Here is a 17,672-nt window from a genome sequence, read left to right on the forward strand (position 1 = left end):
TTATCGGCCCCGTGAAAGGGGGTGCGTAAATGTTAGCTGAAATGTTCCAACTGTTCGGAACGATTGGTATTAAAGCAGAAGGCGCTTATAAAGATTTACAACAATTCGAAGATCGTGTACAAAAAACTGCAAATGGAATGCATGATAAATTCCAAAAGGCAGGGGAATCCATTAGTCATGTAGGTAACAAAATGAAAGATGTTGGTACAAACATGACAACGGGCGTTTCTTTACCTTTAGCTGGTATCGGTGCTGCAGCTGTAAAAGTGGCCTCTGACTTCGATACTTCTCAAAGAAACATCCAATCTTCTTTAGGTCTTACGGAAAAAGGTGCAGAAAACCTTGGTAAAGTCGCAAAAGAAACTTGGAAAGATGGATTTGGCCAGAGTATTGAAGAAGTAGATCAGTCTCTTATAAAAGTGTATCAGAATATGAAAGAAGTCCCTCACGAAGAATTAGAAGAAGCTACAAAAAGCGCTATGACATTGGGTAAAACATTTGATTCTGATATCAATGAAGTAACTCGTGGTGCAGGGCAGTTAATGAATCAGTTTGGTATTTCTTCAAAGGAAGCATTCGATTTATTTGCTGCTGGTGGACAAGAAGGTTTGAACTATTCAAATGAAATGTTTGATAATGTGGCCGAATATGCTCCACTGTATAAACAAGCCGGCTTCTCTGCTAACGAGATGTTTACCATTATGGCAAACGGTACTCGTGATGGTAGTTATAATCTCGATTACATTAACGACCTTGTAAAAGAGTTCGGAATTCGGGTACAGGATGGTTCTAAAGGTGTATCTGATGCCTTTGCTGAAATGTCACCTCAAACACAAAAGGTCTGGGATAACTTCAACAAAGGTAAAGGGACTTCTGCGGATGTGTTTAATGCCGTCTTAGGTGATTTAGGTAAGATGGACGATAAAGTAAAAGCAAACCAACTTGGTGTTGCTGTATTCGGTATAAAATGGGAAGACATGGGCGCTCAAGCTGTCTTGGGACTTAATAATGCAAATGGTGCGTTAGGCGATGTCGAGGGCACAATGGGTAAAATGCAGAAGACGCAGCAAGAAGCTTTTGGTGTTCGTTGGCAAAAGTTAATGCGTACTACAATGGCATCTTTAGAACCATTAGGACAAGCTATTTTAGATATTGCAGAAGTAGCACTTCCTCCAATTATTAAAACAGTAGAAGTTGTTGCAAAGGCATTTAGTTCTATGCCTAAGCCAATTCAAATTGGTATTGTAGCAATTTTAGGTATGGTCGCTGTATTAGGTCCATTAGTCGCCATGATGGGCTTTATGACAAGTGGGGTTGGTGCATTTGTTGGCTCATTAAGATTCCTAGTACCAATACTTACTAAAGTACCATTACTATTTACAGGTATTCTTAAAGTCGGCCCTAAACTTATTGGTATGTTTGGTGGAATCGGGAAAGCTCTAGCGCTGTTGGGCAGATCCATGATGACCTTACTGATGAATCCCTGGACGATTGCCATACTAGCAATTGTAGGATTAGTATATCTAATTTATAAAAACTGGGATGACATTGTAAAATACACCAAGAAAGCAGTTAAATGGATTGGCGATGTCTGTTCCAAAGCTTGGGACGCAACCGTAAAAGGTGCAAAAAAGGCATGGAATGGTTTAGGTAAGTTCTTCTCTGGATTTTGGAATGGTACAAAAAAACTTTTCAAATCTGCTTCATCATTTTTGGGTAAAGTCTTAGAAGAAGCTTGGAAATATATAAAACAAAGAATTGAATACAACATTAAGATTTGGAAAAACATTTTCGAATTTGGATGGAATGCCATTAAATTTGTTTTTAACCTAGCATTAAGTGGTTTGAAAAAAATTGTAGATGGCACATGGAAATTCATTAAGAATAGTGTCCAAAAGGCAGTTAATACCTGGAAGAAAATTTTCTCTACTGGATGGAATGCTATTAAGAGAATTTTCTCTATGGCTTTAGCGATAATAAAGCAGTACGTAAAAACCGAATTCGAAAAAATGAAAAATACAATATCCAGTGTTTTTAACACGATTAAGGAAATTGTAAAAAAAGCCTGGGACTCAATTAAATCAACCTTTACTACAGTATTAAAATTCTTAAAAGATTTTGTGAAATCTTCTTGGGAATCTATTAAAGGTACAATTTCTAGCGTTATGAACACCATTAAAAATGTGATTCAATCAGCTTGGAATTTTATAAAGTTTACAATCATTAATGCAGTTCGTGAATTTGTTGGGTTTGTTATTACTAATTTCAACAAATTATATAACACAATAACCGATGTTGTTGGCGGTATAAAAGAATTTATTGTTAGTAACTTTAAGTCTATAAAGAAAGCAATCACGGGTGCATTTACAGGAGTTGTAGATACTGTAAAAGATGTATTTAGTAAAGTTGGTTCTATAGTAAAAAATGTAGCAAAAGATGCAGTTAACTGGGGAAAAGATATTATCGCTGGTATTGGTGAAGGGATGGCTGGAATGGCCGGATGGGTAGCTGATAAAGCGAAAGGTGTAGTAAGTGGAATTCCAAAAGCAGTTAAAAAGTTCTTTGGTATTCGAAGTCCTTCACGCCTAATGATGGAATTTGGTGGATTTATTACAGAAGGTCTAGGTATAGGGATGGAAAAAATGATTCCTGCAGTAGACAGAGCTTCTGAACTACTAAATAAAGCTGTTGTTCCACCTAAACCAATGAAACTAGTAACCGATGTATCTACTCAAATCGGACAAATGGGCGCACGTTCTGCAGATCTAATCGGGAAAACTGCACATCCATTTGCTGGACAAACCCACGTCGAAAAGAAAACGGATAATGGCGTAACAATTCAAAATGCTACATTTAAAGTCTCTGTTGAAAAACTACAATCTGCAGACGACTTTGTAAAAATGAGAAAGCTGCTACAAAACGTAGTTGCTGATGATCTAATGGGAATGGCGGTGCGAAATGTATGAGTATATTAAAAACATTGCATAGAAGAGGTGGTTCATACCATCTCTTAGGGGATGCAGCAGAAGTAAAAAACACAATACGATATACAATTAATTTCTCATGGCCAGGGACATATAACTTTTCGTTTTTGTCCCAGGTTCCTATTGGTTCTGATGGAATGCTACCAAATAAATACTTTGTTGTTCGAGTTAATGGGATTGAAAGATTCAGAGCACGAGGTCCTTATGATTGGGAAGCGAGAGAAATTTTTGTAGGTGCAGGACCACAAACAATTGAATTTACAACAATCGGTTATGGTTCCTCTGATATAGCATATATACGCGACGTACATTACTATGCATTTGGGCATGTACCTAATATCGAAAAGATTGAACAAACAAAATTACCAAAATCACTAGATGGCTTAAAATTACATAATGTCATGCATGGATACCCGCGTTCTCAAAGTGCAGGTAGCAAAGGATGTGAAGTAGAATTCACTTTACTATTCAACGATATCAGTTATTGGCGTGATTTCATGAGGGAAATATACCGCCCTCATATTATTACTGGTGATTATGGTACCTACGGGGGTATAATACCACCGGATGAAGTAGATGCAATACGAAAAGGAACGCTAGTCATAGCAAAATGTAAATTAATATCTATGTCACAAGCAGGAATAGGAGTTGATGGAATGTGAGAGAAGGTTCTATTTCTTTAATTAGAATGTTGGGGAGCTATTTCCAAGTGGGGAATAACTCCCCTAATTTAATTGTTTATATGAAAAGAAGGGACTCTTCTTCTTACGTCCAAATACAACATCGTGTAATGGGCCTAGAAGTACAGGAGAACGCAGATCAGTTTGCTAGTACATTTACTATTACCTTTGCAAATGAATACGGCCAAATGGCTCCTGATAACTGGTATGGTAAGTTCTCTTCTATTTCAGAATGGTTTTATAACAGTGAGGTAACAAATACAAACCAGCTATATCCGCAGACTGAATTTAAGGTGTCTATTGGCTACGGTGAAGAGGCTTTACCATATATACATGGTTTTGTATCTGATGTGAAGGTAAATGCAGAAAGTGGCACGATTTCAGTAACCTGCACTACATCCTATAAGAAGGTTTTACATAAATCAGTAATCCCAACACCTGGATCAGATGAAATTGTTGCACCTACCGGTAATGTTTATGATGTTGTGAAGTTCTTCTTCCAAAAAGCCGGAGTTGTTCTACACGGTAACAGAGTAAATATTCCTGGAACCAATCAGAGTTGGATTGTTGAAGGAGCAACCGGTAAGAGATTTCAAAAATGGGATGAAATTGTTCGCGATATTATAGATACAACATTCCACTATATTAAACACGAACCAGACGGAAGTTGTACATTTATGAAAATGCCAGACTATGCAATTAATGAACCTGCAAAGTTTAGTTTTAGAGAAGGGGAAAACCTTATCTCTTTAGATATGCAGCTAACTGACCAGGATATAAGTAATAGTATTGTTGTTAAATGTGGAGATTACGCAAACGGATTTCTTAATTCGTTTCTATTAAAAAATGTATCGCAGGGTGATTTGCGAGAGGAAATGATAGAAGTGCCCTGGGCAACAACATTCTTTGCAAGAAGAGCGGTTGCTGCAGCTTATCATTTAAAAGCAATTCAGAAGTTCAGAACATTAACAGTAGCAGTAGTTGGTGATCCAAGGATTCAATTATTTGATGTTATTTCTGTTTACAATAGAGATTCTGGCCAACAGTGGAATTACTTTGTTAAAGGGATTAATACAATGATTTCTGCAGATGATGGATTCTATCAAACTTTAGATTTAACTGTTAACTATGGGTATGAACCTGCTCCCTATACAGATATAACCGGTATTACCGTAAATGTAGATACATTACGTTTAAAACTTTGGGATTGGGATTTAGAGGATGGCGATTTATTAAATATTTACTGTAATGATAAATTAATCGAAGAAAATTATTTCATCCGGAACAATCCAACGTATGTAGATATTCCGCTTGAATACGGCGTGAATATTATTGTATTTGAAGCAGTACGAAACCCAAAAGGGATTCTTACAGGACGTTTGCAAGTACTGGATACGCAGAATAATATCTTATTTGATTATGGTTCTTTACCAGATTTATCATTTCCTCGGGTAAATCAAGATGCAAATCACTATTATATCCAGCGTCCAGCCAAAACATGGTCTGTTACGCGCGTGAACTAGGGGTGATTCTATGATAATGCAAAAAAACTTATATGATCCTATCATGTATTTGATGAAAGGATTAATTGACAGGCAAATATATACCGGTGGTAAACCACTGCCTGGTAATGACCCAAACGATGTATTTAAAGAAGGTATGACAGAAGGTTACACCCTCATTCGTGATGGTGCTCGTTTATCTGCAGTCGATGGAGATAAATATTTACACTACGATTTAGCTTTTAATGCACATGGCATGTTAGAAAAAGTCCTTGTCTCCCATAAAGTAACCGGAAAAGAGATGGAGATACAATTAATATATAATGCACAAAAGCAATTAGAGCGTGTGCAGCCGAGACTTCTTAATAAAGGTAACGGTATACTATCTGATTTACCAATTCCCGATGTGTCGTAATGATGCACGGGAATTTTTTAATACACGAAAAAGGGTGATTGCTCTTGTTTGAAACAACCTATTTAGCCGGTGGCCGATTAGATCCACCTTTTCATCCGACTAAAACAGAACCATTTATACCTGGTTTCATTATGGATTCCACATCATTTAAAACGGATGAAGTGAAATATACATTACCTGCAGATATGGAGATTTATGCAATTAGTGTTAGTTCTTCCATTTACGAATTAGATGATAAATGGGATTTAATCGTAAACGGGCAAACCGTTTGCCAAGATATTTATACAAAGCGGCTTCCGGAAGGGATGCACTTTATGGTTTATAAAGCAGTTAAAGCAGGAGACACAATTGTATTTCAATTCCATAACCAAGGAATTCTTGATAAAACAGTTTGGTTTGAATTGCACTTTTTAAGATAAGGGGTCGTATTGATGAGTTTTGCTGTTACCTATATGGCTGGTGGAAGATTCGACGCACCTTACTTCCCAACAAAAACAGAGCCATTCATACAAGGGCGAAGAGTTGATATACATGATGAAATTCATGTAGATAAGTTTTCATTACCATTCGAAACAGAAATGATTGCTTTTTCTGTTGCCGCTTCACATTACAGTGATTCGGACTACTGGAATTTATTTATTAATGGCCAACAAGTATTTAAAGAGGTTTATGTAAAAGATGTGCCGGAGGGGTTTAATTTCTCCATTGTAAAACCTATACCTGCTAATGCAGAACTAAAGTTTGAATATCACAATGCATCTGCAGAGAAAAAGGCTATATGGCTTAATTACCAACTATTAAGAGATTAGGAGCGTGAAATAGATGGCATACGTTGAAAAAATGTATACAGAAGGTGAATTCCAAGACGAAATGGTTAAATTGGTAATCGCTAACGGATGGAAGAAAGTAAAATCGTTTTTTAGAGCCGTTTATCCGGATTTAGACGTAAAATCCGAAGATGATTCAAAGTTTGAGTTCGGCATGAGTAAGCACATGCTAGTGAAGAACAATAGCGGTTCTATTTATGGAATTGCTCAAATTTCAAAATGGTCACTTAAAAAGTCAGAGATTAAATACAACTTCACAAATGAAGAAGGTAAGAAAGCTTTTGCCGAAGATGGTAAAAAACGTTTAGAAAGCGGCAGGGATCGTTCTTGTTTTTATGTTTATATGATTGAAAAAGAACCCAGCGTTGCAGATGATGGCGTTCTTGTTCTCCCTTATGAATTTAATAAATTTGAAAAAATATTATTAGATGTGGAATTAACTAAGATAGGAATTACTCTAAAGACAAATCCAAATGGTGTCGGTACATATAAAGTTTACTCCTATGACGAAGCAGAGACACAAGTCATGATGTCCCCTTGGGTGAAAGTAACATTACGAAATACGAATTTACAAGGTATCGATGCTCAAACAAATTGGTGGCCGGATTCATTGGTTCGAATTAATGGCCAAGTTGATGAAAGTCGCGTTGTGTTGTTAATACAAGCAGATAACACACCAGCTTTTGAAAATAATGTGGTTCCAGTTACGCCACTTTACATGGGCCAATTAGAAAGCTATGCAAATGATGATACATTAGGTGACGCTTTATGGGCAGGAACAGCCTTTGATACTGGAAACGAAGCAGCATCACACAAATTCGATTTTAACGATACGAAACCATATAGGAATGTAGAAAACTACATGCCTGTCATGAAGTCTTATCCACGTTCCCCTGGTAATGGTATTGATAACGTAATTATTAAACGTTCAAGATTAGGAGCAAGATACCAGGCCCATTTTATTGCTTGGAATGTAGCACCTAATGCAATGCCACCAGATCGCGTCGGCAAAGATGGCGGCCAATATTCACTAGCATGGCAATCGCAAGATAATGACGAATATAAATATCAATTTAACCCGTCTGTTTATAGCAATAAAGTACATACTTCTCGTGCTTATATTGTGCATCCAGATGAAGGTGTACGTGGATATTTACCTTATATGATCCTATTGTCTCCGTTAGGTCTATTAAATGGCGATAGATTAAAAGTTAGAAAGAATACTTGTCCGGATTCACACGACATTTACAAATTCTTTAATGTAGATGCTATTTCACCAATTACAAAAAGACCTGCTACGGCGTATCGTCCTGCTGGATTAGGTATTTTTGAGAAAACAGTATAAAGGAGTGTACATATATGTGGTTTGATAAAGTCGTATATTTACAAACATTACCGCAAGAATTAGAAAAATTATTTGCTGATAACGGTTGGAAACGAACGCTATTTTTCCAAATTAAGAGCGGAATTTCAAAATTTATTGATGTAAGGTTGTTTGAATCGTTAGGAAGCGATGGAGAACGTAGAAGATTCGGTATAGCAAATGCATATGACACTGCTGATTCTGATTTCACTGATAGCCGGTTTATTTCTGCAGATTCTCCACTAGGTAAATTAGGAATGGGCGATGGAGTGAAGAAAGACTTCTCTATCCCTGTTTCTCCTGTTCTTGGCCCTTCAGTCATTGTATATGTAAATGGGTTTGAGCAAGAAAAGAGTAAATATAAGGTGGATGCAACTACAGGAAAAGTAACATTTACTACTGCTATTGCAAAAGGCGATAAAGTAACATGCGAATACAGATTAGCTACCAACACATATGAGCCAAACAATGACATGCTGCTATTTACTTTCAATCGATACTTTATTGAAAAAGAGATCCTTTCCGGTGATAAATTAGGGGAATTAGGAAAAGGAAATGGAACGAAAAAGAACTTCGAATTGCCATTCCCTAACTTTGACGAAAGTAGGACCGTAGTTTACAAGGATAATACAATTGTTGATCCTAGCGAGTATTCGTTCACTGAAACGGAAATTGTATTTAAAACCGCACCTGCAGCAGATACAACAATTAAGATTGGCGGTATTTATTTCTTATTACCAAAAGAAGACGGAACACTGGATACATTAACAGCAAAAACAAGTTTCGATGTACAAAAGATGGAAAGTATTATGGGTGAAGTATATTCTACGATTAATTTTGTGAATCCATCGCCTTATACATCCATTAGTTTTACACCGGAGCAACGTTTCTCTAAAGAGTTAAATCGTGATTCTGTTGTTTATCTGTACGGGAACGCAAACAAGGACCGATTAATTATGTTTATGCGTGTAGATCCAACACCAAATCCAGTTCGTGCATTATTTGTTCCGTTGTATATCGGTAAATTATATACATTCGATGTTGCACCAAGAAAAAACATGATTATTTTAAGCGGCTGCAGACCAGGCGACCAATTTGTATATTCACCAAATAAGAAAATTGGTAATGCGCCACTTGATTATGGTTCTGATACATCAAACGGAAACGAAACGGTTCAATTATCACAATCAAGTACAGGAGCCATGTACCAGCATCATTATTTAGCTTTCATTACCCATGATATGTCAGTAGATAGTGGACAAGGACGCTTTAATCCATCGGTTTATAGTGGTAAATATCATTTATCTCAAATTTATATTGTGCATCCAAATGATGGCTATGTTGGAAAGTTGGATGATGTATATGCAGTACATCCGAAGAACATCCAACAAGCTGATGAGCTAGAAATTGAAAAAACAGTTGTAGATGAAGTACTTGGACAAGGTGACGGACACCATAAGGTATTTCATCTAGAACATAAGCCAAAAGGCGAAACGTTACGATTATTCATTTCATGTAAAGAAGTAGAAAAAACGGATTATGTATACAATGCAGAAGATAAGACCGTTACATTTAACGAAGCACCGGTTATTGGTTCTGAAATCACAGGTGCTTATGAAATGGCTCAATTATATCGTTACACATTACCAACAACGCCGGTTTGTCCTATGACACAAGCGAAAGCAACACCATTTAATCCAATTGGTTTAGCAATCTACAAAGAAGATATTTAAGCATAAGGGGGTAGCAGAAGAATGAGTGAAAAAGTTTATTCTATTGCTTCCCCTTCTATATGTACCAAAGAAAAAAGTCATGTTGTTGTAGTTGGTTCTGGACCAGATCAGAATGAAAAAGTTTATTCTTTTTCTATTACACCAGCAAATACAGAAAACAAAAATGATGTTGATTATCCAATTTGCATTGCTCCTTATGCGAGATATAAAGCTGTTAAAGAAGATAACGCAGGAGTAACCGCCACAAAAGTAAGAGCAAAAGGGATTTTAACAGATGCTGTAGAGAATGCATTGCGACAAATAGAGGTAGAAGCCTACATTTTAAATGCAACTGATTCTGATTTAAATCGAAATATAAATGTGGCCAACATTGAAATGCAGCATTCACAACGAATGGACAGTATTTCTGTTCAACTAATTTCCGCAGAAGCATCGCAACAACATAGACGAATTTTCGATATAAACCATATCGAAGGGGTAGAGAGCGAAAAACCAAACGAGATAGAGGCAATGGTACACGCTTCTGATGAAACAGATCTTATAACGAATGAATATGAAGCTGCACCGATCATACAGCAGGATTTACTACAAGGTAAGTTACGTGAATTCGCTGCAGGTGTAGAAGTATTACCGGAATGGGTAAATGTTGCGCGTATTGTATATGGTGAGGGTTTTTATAATGAGCTTATGGCTGATAGAGTTACAACGGATTATGAAGCTGTATCAATGCATAATGAAACGAGCGAGATTGTTACCAGGGAGCTAAAAGCTACACATGCAGAGGTTACTTTATCTACTGCAGTGCCAAATATATTACCTGTATCCATTGCCGAAAATGAAACTGGTGATATACAGCAAAAAGAAATACTTCTTCATGCTCTGGCACAATTCGAATTTGGTACAAAAGAGCGAGAAGTCAAAGGAATCATAGAAGAATTTGATTTGTTCAATGGTATGGGTATACCGGTTTATCTTCCGGATTATGATTTATTTGCTCGTATGCAAAGAGACATTGAAACGTCTATCGCTAAACAATATGAATTGAATCGTGTAGAAGAAATTGAAAATGTGGACCTGCTTCCTTATGAAGATATTGAAAGTGCGTATTTAATTCGTGACATAGATGTAGCTCAAATTAACCTGAATCACTCTATTCGAGCAAAGGAACTTGCTGCAGATGTTATCGCAAGTAACGACGTAAGCAAGAAAATAAATATGTTTGATTCTGAAAGAAATGAATCCGCATCATTTACAAGAACAAAAGAACAGTATGCGAATGTAGATACAACACACACATTTGAACGTATCGTAGAAACACTTGATTCTGTTTATGCTGATCAACAAGAATTCGCAAATAAAGAAAATGTATTTGCTGCGGCTATAGAGGTAGGACAAGAAATTGAAAATACTTCACGGATATTATCTGTTAAAGATATTTCCGAAACTGACGATGCGAATAAATCGCAAAACATATTCGAGATACAGACAATTGTCACAGAAGAAGCAGAAAGGTTACATGAAATAAATGCCGGCATTACTGATGCAGATTATTCTCATCGTATCTTCAAAGAATTACAAGGTGTATCGCCAGACGTTACATTTGCAGAAGTGAAAAATGAGCTACAAGTAACTGTATTTGAACTGGAACAAGCTGATAAAGAAGATACTGCAGTACTTACACATGTTGATGAAATTTCTTCATTCGGATTAAAAGAACACGTACTTATTACTGATGTAAATACTGATGAAGTTGCCAATAAAATCGAAAAAGCATTTCAAGCTAACATAGAAGAGTTTGATTTATTTGAGGGCCTTGGTATTCCTGTATATCTTCCAGAATTCGATTTGTTTGGCCGTGTTCAAAAAGAACTAGAAACACGTATTGCCTTACTTAATGATTCATCTAAATCACTAAATGTGATGCAAATGCAGCTAAATCAAACAATTGAATCTGAAAAAGCAATGAAAGAACATACAACTGCAGTAATTGAAGAAGTAGCTTCGGACACCGTTCCAGTTTTCTTAGATGCTGAACATATAACTTTAGACATTTCTTACAAACAAGATTCACAACAAGCCCTTATTACAGAGCAAGAAGCTTTTAACGGTATTCGTGAATTTGAGGGCGGAATTATCTCTGATATAACACCTGCTGATAAAGAAGTTATAACAACAGATACAAATGTAATTGAAACTGTACATGCAGCAAGGGAATCTGAACGATATGCAATCGTTAGTGAACATGAATTAGTAGAGCGACAAACTAGCATAGAAGCTGTAACTAATGAAGCAGATACATTTTATAGGGAACATGAATTAGAAAGTGTTACAGAGAAATATGAATGGTTTGAGCGTACACCAGAAAGGGAATCAGTTCTAGAAGATAATGAGCTATTCAAAATGGAGAGAGCACTAGATACAGAAAAGCCAGATGAATTAATAGTTATCGAAAAAGAAAATGATGATCCTAAGTTATGGCTGCGGCATAGTCGTCAATCTTGGTGGACAAATTCAAATTGGAAAAAAACAAGATAAAGAGAAGGTGATGGTATGGCTTATATAGGACAAGTGCTTCTAAAACCAGAAACGGGTTGGAATCGTTATGATGATAACGATAAGTTAATCACATATGAGGGGAATTGGACTGCAAATGGCTTGTCTACATCTTACAATAGAACATATCATTTTGGTGTTGGTGAATCAAAAGTACGCTTTTCATTTGTAGGTAGTAAGATTCGTATAATAGGCTGCACCTATAGTTCTTGGAAGGGGACTGTAAATGTTGAAATAGATGGTAAAGAGTGCGGTTCGTATACTCCAATTAGATCCGGGGATGATGCCGTTCTCCTATACGAGAAGAATGATTTAATATATACAACTCATAATGTTGTTTTATATGGAACTGGAATTACTACTCTGGATGCTCTGGATTTTGGAGAACCAGGAGGGCTTGTCGCTCCTATCAAAGTGGGTGATGTTCTCAAAAAACCTGAACTTGGATGGAAACGATTTGATGATACGGATAGTAATTTCCGATATTCCGGAGCATGGAGCACGACTAACAGACCTGACTACTACGGTGGTTCTATACACTATTGTCCAGGTAATAAAGATTTAGCGACTTTACAATTTCAGTTTTATGGTAAAGCTTTGCGGATTATAGGCTTATTCTCCCCTTCATTTGATATAGGTCAAATTTCAATTGATAATCTACCAACTGAAAATATCAATTATAAAAATACTACTGTACATTATCAGGCATTACTATACGAGAAATCGGATTTAACTGAGGGCGTTCATACAGTGAGTTTATCCGGCCTTAATATAAATTTTGATGCAATCGATATTCTGGCCGGAGAGTTAATTCCCTTTAATGCTCAAAAAAAACAAGTATCGCTATACGAAAAAGAAAGCGGAAAAATATTTGTAGATGATTTTGATTCCGTAAATCCAAAATGGCTTATGTCACCATCAAATTCATTTAACAATGCTGTTAAAAAAGGATTCTTACGTATGAATCATTCTACAGATAAAGACGTTATGCTTTTAATCGATAAACCACAAAGTAACTTTGCAATCCAGGTTATTGCGGATTATGCTCCTACAAAAGAAGGAGATGAAGGCGGCTTACTAATCTATCAAAATGAAAAGAATAAAGTCGAGTTTCTTGAATCCTATTCTGCTAATGGTTCACAAAGCAATAAAAAGTGGATGGCAATATGCAAGGAAGATCAATGGGACTTTTATACAAAGACAGATACATTTTTTGATTATGCGGATAACGATTCATTGGCAGCAAAAAGAATTGGTGTTGTTTTAAAAAGAGGAACTGCAGAGGGATTTGTACCGCTAGACATCAATAAAATTATTATGACAACAAGCAACATGTTACGTCTGCGCCAACTATATGAAAATTATAAGGTTGTATTAAAAGATACTGCAGATAATATCCTGTCTACTAACATCGTAGCTGCAGCTCATACCGGCATTGATATTCTACTTCCTTCTTTAGAGTTTGAGGGAATCATAGAAATATATGACGAGGAAAACGAATTGATAGCAAAGAAACAAGCTACCTTTTACGGTGGGGATATGTATTGCATGGGTTCATCCCTGCAAATCAAAATGAATAGCGCAGAATTAAATACAACGGATCCAACGAACTTAGGTTACATGGTGAATAATGAGCGTACTGTAAAAATGACAATCGTAAATGATAACATCGGTGCTGCTACAAATATAAAACTATCCATTCAACAGTACATGGAGAAAGTTGGTTACACCTGGGCGCTTATTTCGTTAGATGGGACAAGTTATTTAAATGAAATACAGATTGATTCAGTAGCCGCACAAAGTACGCGTGATTTTTGGGTAAAGGTTGTGAAGGATACAAATTTCCTAGTATTCGAACCAATTTATTTTAATATTCATCTAAAACATAATTGAGGTGAATACATTATGGGAACTGTAATGAAATTATATAGATATACATCGGAAAGTGAGATTACACCATCAATCCTTATTGAGAGGAATATACAAATTACAATTGAACCAGGAAAAACTCTATATGCTCCACTAGATGTAGGTTGTAACAAATACGATATTCGCACGATTCAAGTTACAAATGACTCAAATGTTGAAGCAATGTTATTTATGTACGATCAAAAAGAGAATGGGAATCAAATCTATAAAAGCTTATCAGAAAAAAGAACATATGATATTTTGGCTATTCCTTGTGAGGATAAAGATCATACAAACAAGGTACATCTTTATATAGAAAATAGGGGTGTGGCAACCTCTACTTTTAATGTTTCTATGAAAGCAATACGTTTAAGTTAAGGAGGAACATGCAGAATGACAAATAAAATTTGTAAGTTACACAGACTAGAGCGAAGAGAAGTTTTTATGAAGATTATCGATGAAATGAAAAAGGCTGGATGGCAGCAATTAAATGCTGCTGCACCATCAAAGGATACCATTTATGTTATGTACTCAAATGGTAACGACGGCATGAAGAACCATTCTATAGAATTACGTCCATTTGATGTCGCCACTGCAAGTAGCAAAGATATTATAGCAGGTACATATAAGGGCTATGATATAAGAGATCCTAGTTGTATTTTTACCGATGCAACCTTTAGATTAATTGAACGATATGATAAAGAGCAAGATGTTACTTTTGGAGGACCTGGTCCTTTCTACCCGTTATGTTTTCATCAAGGGAAAACAACTAACTCCACTAATGTTACCACTATTAGCAAACCAATTGTTATGGTGGACCTATATTTATACGTTGATAAAGACATTGTTATCTATTGTGTTTATGAAAACGATGATAATCTTCCAGAACGAAAAGGGAAAACTGTAATAGGATTATTTGGTATTCCAGATGAACTATATCAACAAGAGCAATTCACACCTATATCCTCTCCTTTTAGTGTCATGGTAAGTGCTGGTTCGGCTTGGGGTTCTCCTGCGGCACTGGTAATTGCTAGAAGCAAATTATTGTATGAGGGGATAAAAAATATTAATGTTAGTACTTTTTTTTGGGACAAACCTTTTTTAAGAGCACCATCTTTAGAAGGTAATATAATATTCACACCACTTTTCATGGGAGATGGTATAGATGGATTAAGGGCAAAATTCGATGGTTTTTACATATATAGAGGATCCAATTATGTAACTGGTGATATTGTTGAAATTTCTCAGGGTTCAGAAGTGCAGAAGTATAAGCTATTTAACACTTACTACTCAGGTTTATGGGGTTCAATTAATGATTTTCAAATTGCGTTACGAATAGAATAAGGCTGGTGTTTTTATGACGATAAAGGGCATAGTAATTCAACCGGAAAACCTATACCAAACTGTAAAACGCAGCCCCCAAATACACCAAGGTTCAAAATTAGAAATCAGTAACATGTATATTACAGGAGTTAGAGCAACTGCTATACGCAAAGGGGTTATGTTTGATTTCTCTCGAAACGAAAGTAAAACTACTGAAAAAGCAGTGATGAAACCACCACGTACTGAACCACTAGAATACGCGTGGAAGAAAATGAACATATAATTTTATCGAAATCGAGCGTGCTGCAGCAGGCTTTTTTATTTTGATCAAATTTTGAAAGGAGGTGAGAACTTGGAAAGAATTCACGAACTCATCAAGGCATTGAATATAAGCGATGTTATTACAAGTACTCAATTTAAAGTAGGTGGTGCTATAGGCGGTGGATTAGGAACAATAATTAATTTGTTATATGGTAAAGCGAACTTAATTTGGATCTCGATTTACTGCTGGATTATCATGCTCGACTGGATTACTGGTAGTAAGGCTTCAAAACTAGATGGAACATACTCATCACAATATGGAATTGAGGGCATCACGAGAACCGTGGTGCTTTTATCATTACCAGCTCTTGCGCATTTATTTGATATTGCTCTTAAACTACCTGATTTCTTTTTCTTCATGGTAGTCGGTGGATTGAGTTACCACATTTTTAATAGTTTCGCAGCAAACTGTGCACGAATTGGCTGGGAAAAATGGATTCCTGCATGGTTATTAGAAAGTGTAGCATCCGAAATTCAAGCAAAAATCCAAAGAAGTGATGCACGAAAAGAAAAACATAATACCAAATAAAAAATACACGCCTTACATAAGGAGAGCATTGTCAAAAGACGGTGCTCTTTTTGTTTGGCAAAAAGGGGAAAATACACAATGAAAAAACCAATTAAACTATTCAGCTCATTATTTATGACTCTATTACTCTTATTTTCGTTTGCTACGGCTTCTTTTGCCGATAGAGCACTAATTATCCAAGACTTACCGAAACAAGCATATCGCTACGGTGTGGGCGCTTATGAGGGCGTTGTTGCACATAGTACTGCAACACCAGAAGCACCAGCAATTAACATTCGAAATTATGAAGCTAGAACATGGAGAAATGCATTTGTACATTATGCTGTAGATTGGAACGAAACAGTCCAAATTGCCGATACAAAATATGTGGCTTACGGTGCTGGACCATCTGCAAATAAAAGATTTGTTCACGTAGAACTTTCTGAAACTAGCAATCCAGATAAATTTAAATCTTCTTACGAGCGTTATGTAAAACTATTAGCTAAGATTTTAAAAGATAGAGGGATTCACCCAAGCAAAGGTTTATGGACACATAAAGATATTACTTACAAATTAGGTGGAACTGACCACGAAGATCCGATTGATTACCTTCGCAGTCACGGTGTATCAGAATCACAATTCAGAACGGACGTACAAAAGGCGTATGAAGGCGCGACAGTTACAGTTAAACCAAAACCACAAGAACCATCTCAAAACGTTGTAGGCGAAACAGGAGTAGCTTATATTGAAGGGTTTAACGTCAACCTAAGAAGTGGACCATCAACAAATCATGGTACTATCCGTCAATTAACTAAAGGGGAATCATATCAGGTATGGGGAAAACAAGGTGATTGGTTAAATCTTGGCGGTAACCAATGGATTTATAACAACCCATCTTACATTAAATATCAAGGGGAACAAACTACTACTTCAAGTTCTGTAGTAGGAAAACGTGTTGTTTCTAAAGTGGACGACCTTCGTTTCTATGACTCTGCTTCTTGGTCTGATAAAGATGTAGCAGGAACGGTAGATGAAGGGCTTGGATTTACTATTGATGCTAAAGTATCCGTTAATGGTTCACCACAATACAAGGTACACAACAGTAAAGGCGTAACATACTATATAACTGCAAATGAAGCCTATGTGTATGTGAAGTAGAAAAAAGGGTATGCCCAAGTTTGGACATACCCTTTTTTTGTTTATTTCACGTAAAAAAATGGAGTTTTTTCTATAATTCAGCCTATATTTGGAACCCTTTTCTATAATTCTTATTACATACTAAAAGGAATCTTATTTTCAAAACAGAATAGTTATATTTTAAAATTACTTTTGTATTTTTTTAGAGGAGGTGAATTAATGTTAAAATTTATTTGGGCAATTGCATTCGCTCTAATTATATTTTTTTTAGTGCGCGGTACGTTTATACCATATATAGCTTCTAATGAAAATATTGTAGCTTTATTTGTAATTTTTACCGTAGTTATTATTAATTCATGGATTATTGACTTAATAAATCGTTTAAATAAAAAAAGAACCGAACTAGATAAATAATCTA

At 36.1% G+C, this 17,672-nt stretch carries 16 protein-coding genes; all 16 read left to right on the forward strand.

Annotation, left to right across the window (positions count from 1 at the left end):
- Window positions 1-29: 29 nt before the first annotated feature.
- The 16 genes from MKY21_RS10755 to MKY21_RS10830 all read left to right on the forward strand — a co-directional run bounded on the left by MKY21_RS10755 (window position 30) and on the right by MKY21_RS10830 (window position 17,668).
- Window positions 30-2,966, forward strand: coding sequence for a phage tail tape measure protein (locus MKY21_RS10755; RefSeq protein ID WP_341076203.1), 2,937 nt, complete (start codon window positions 30-32; stop codon window positions 2,964-2,966).
- Entirely contained in the window at window positions 2,963-3,646 is a 684-nt protein-coding gene (locus MKY21_RS10760; RefSeq protein WP_086392355.1) for a hypothetical protein, read from the forward strand. Before MKY21_RS10755 ends, MKY21_RS10760 begins: the two co-directional genes overlap by 4 nt.
- Complete coding sequence (locus MKY21_RS10765) at window positions 3,643-5,187, forward strand: hypothetical protein (RefSeq protein ID WP_341076205.1); 1,545 nt, start codon at window positions 3,643-3,645, stop codon at window positions 5,185-5,187. The genes MKY21_RS10760 and MKY21_RS10765 overlap by 4 nt, the downstream gene beginning before the upstream one ends.
- 10 nt (window positions 5,188-5,197) lie before the next feature.
- Entirely contained in the window at window positions 5,198-5,581 is a 384-nt protein-coding gene (locus MKY21_RS10770; protein ID WP_341076207.1) for a hypothetical protein, read from the forward strand.
- A 44-nt stretch (window positions 5,582-5,625) separates the two neighbouring features.
- Complete coding sequence (locus MKY21_RS10775; protein WP_087969597.1) at window positions 5,626-6,000, forward strand: Low copy number virion structural protein; 375 nt, start codon at window positions 5,626-5,628, stop codon at window positions 5,998-6,000.
- Window positions 6,001-6,012: 12 nt separating this feature from the next.
- Window positions 6,013-6,390, forward strand: a complete 378-nt coding sequence (locus MKY21_RS10780; protein WP_341076212.1) for a Low copy number virion structural protein — start codon at window positions 6,013-6,015, stop codon at window positions 6,388-6,390.
- A 13-nt stretch (window positions 6,391-6,403) separates the two neighbouring features.
- Window positions 6,404-7,753 (forward strand): hypothetical protein, encoded by a 1,350-nt coding sequence (locus tag MKY21_RS10785; protein ID WP_098659984.1) that lies wholly within the window; start codon window positions 6,404-6,406, stop codon window positions 7,751-7,753.
- Between the two features lie 14 nt (window positions 7,754-7,767).
- Complete coding sequence (locus tag MKY21_RS10790) at window positions 7,768-9,504, forward strand: hypothetical protein (protein ID WP_341076216.1); 1,737 nt, start codon at window positions 7,768-7,770, stop codon at window positions 9,502-9,504.
- A gap of 21 nt (window positions 9,505-9,525) precedes the next feature.
- A complete protein-coding gene (locus MKY21_RS10795; protein ID WP_341076219.1) occupies window positions 9,526-12,039 on the forward strand; it encodes a hypothetical protein in 2,514 nt (837 codons plus the stop codon).
- Between the two features lie 15 nt (window positions 12,040-12,054).
- Complete coding sequence (locus MKY21_RS10800) at window positions 12,055-13,950, forward strand: hypothetical protein (RefSeq protein WP_341076221.1); 1,896 nt, start codon at window positions 12,055-12,057, stop codon at window positions 13,948-13,950.
- 12 nt (window positions 13,951-13,962) lie between these two features.
- Entirely contained in the window at window positions 13,963-14,343 is a 381-nt protein-coding gene (locus MKY21_RS10805; RefSeq protein ID WP_086392362.1) for a DUF1998 domain-containing protein, read from the forward strand.
- 15 nt (window positions 14,344-14,358) lie between these two features.
- On the forward strand, window positions 14,359-15,309 hold the full coding sequence (locus MKY21_RS10810) for a hypothetical protein (RefSeq protein ID WP_341076224.1): 951 nt from the start codon (window positions 14,359-14,361) through the stop codon (window positions 15,307-15,309).
- A gap of 13 nt (window positions 15,310-15,322) precedes the next feature.
- A complete protein-coding gene (locus MKY21_RS10815; RefSeq protein ID WP_341076226.1) occupies window positions 15,323-15,571 on the forward strand; it encodes a hypothetical protein in 249 nt (82 codons plus the stop codon).
- A gap of 69 nt (window positions 15,572-15,640) precedes the next feature.
- Window positions 15,641-16,138, forward strand: coding sequence for a phage holin family protein (locus MKY21_RS10820; RefSeq protein WP_000439586.1), 498 nt, complete (start codon window positions 15,641-15,643; stop codon window positions 16,136-16,138).
- A gap of 78 nt (window positions 16,139-16,216) precedes the next feature.
- Entirely contained in the window at window positions 16,217-17,275 is a 1,059-nt protein-coding gene (locus tag MKY21_RS10825; protein WP_341076228.1) for an N-acetylmuramoyl-L-alanine amidase, read from the forward strand.
- 198 nt (window positions 17,276-17,473) lie between these two features.
- Entirely contained in the window at window positions 17,474-17,668 is a 195-nt protein-coding gene (locus MKY21_RS10830; protein WP_063263838.1) for a hypothetical protein, read from the forward strand.
- Window positions 17,669-17,672 lie beyond the last annotated feature (4 nt).

The organism is Bacillus sp. FSL R9-9497, from assembly GCF_038005805.1.
GTDB classification, from domain to species: Bacteria; Bacillota; Bacilli; order Bacillales; family Bacillaceae_G; genus Bacillus_A; species Bacillus_A cereus.

Coding starts and splice junctions, on each gene's coding strand:
- MKY21_RS10755 (WP_341076203.1), top strand. CDS start 30: ATGTTAGCTGAAATGTTCCAACTGTTCGGAACGATTGGTATTAAAGCA.
- MKY21_RS10760 (WP_086392355.1), top strand. CDS start 2,963: ATGAGTATATTAAAAACATTGCATAGAAGAGGTGGTTCATACCATCTC.
- MKY21_RS10770 (WP_341076207.1), top strand. CDS start 5,198: ATGATAATGCAAAAAAACTTATATGATCCTATCATGTATTTGATGAAA.
- MKY21_RS10780 (WP_341076212.1), top strand. CDS start 6,013: ATGAGTTTTGCTGTTACCTATATGGCTGGTGGAAGATTCGACGCACCT.
- MKY21_RS10785 (WP_098659984.1), top strand. CDS start 6,404: ATGGCATACGTTGAAAAAATGTATACAGAAGGTGAATTCCAAGACGAA.
- MKY21_RS10790 (WP_341076216.1), top strand. CDS start 7,768: ATGTGGTTTGATAAAGTCGTATATTTACAAACATTACCGCAAGAATTA.
- MKY21_RS10795 (WP_341076219.1), top strand. CDS start 9,526: ATGAGTGAAAAAGTTTATTCTATTGCTTCCCCTTCTATATGTACCAAA.
- MKY21_RS10800 (WP_341076221.1), top strand. CDS start 12,055: ATGGCTTATATAGGACAAGTGCTTCTAAAACCAGAAACGGGTTGGAAT.
- MKY21_RS10805 (WP_086392362.1), top strand. CDS start 13,963: ATGGGAACTGTAATGAAATTATATAGATATACATCGGAAAGTGAGATT.
- MKY21_RS10810 (WP_341076224.1), top strand. CDS start 14,359: ATGACAAATAAAATTTGTAAGTTACACAGACTAGAGCGAAGAGAAGTT.
- MKY21_RS10815 (WP_341076226.1), top strand. CDS start 15,323: ATGACGATAAAGGGCATAGTAATTCAACCGGAAAACCTATACCAAACT.
- MKY21_RS10825 (WP_341076228.1), top strand. CDS start 16,217: ATGAAAAAACCAATTAAACTATTCAGCTCATTATTTATGACTCTATTA.
- MKY21_RS10830 (WP_063263838.1), top strand. CDS start 17,474: ATGTTAAAATTTATTTGGGCAATTGCATTCGCTCTAATTATATTTTTT.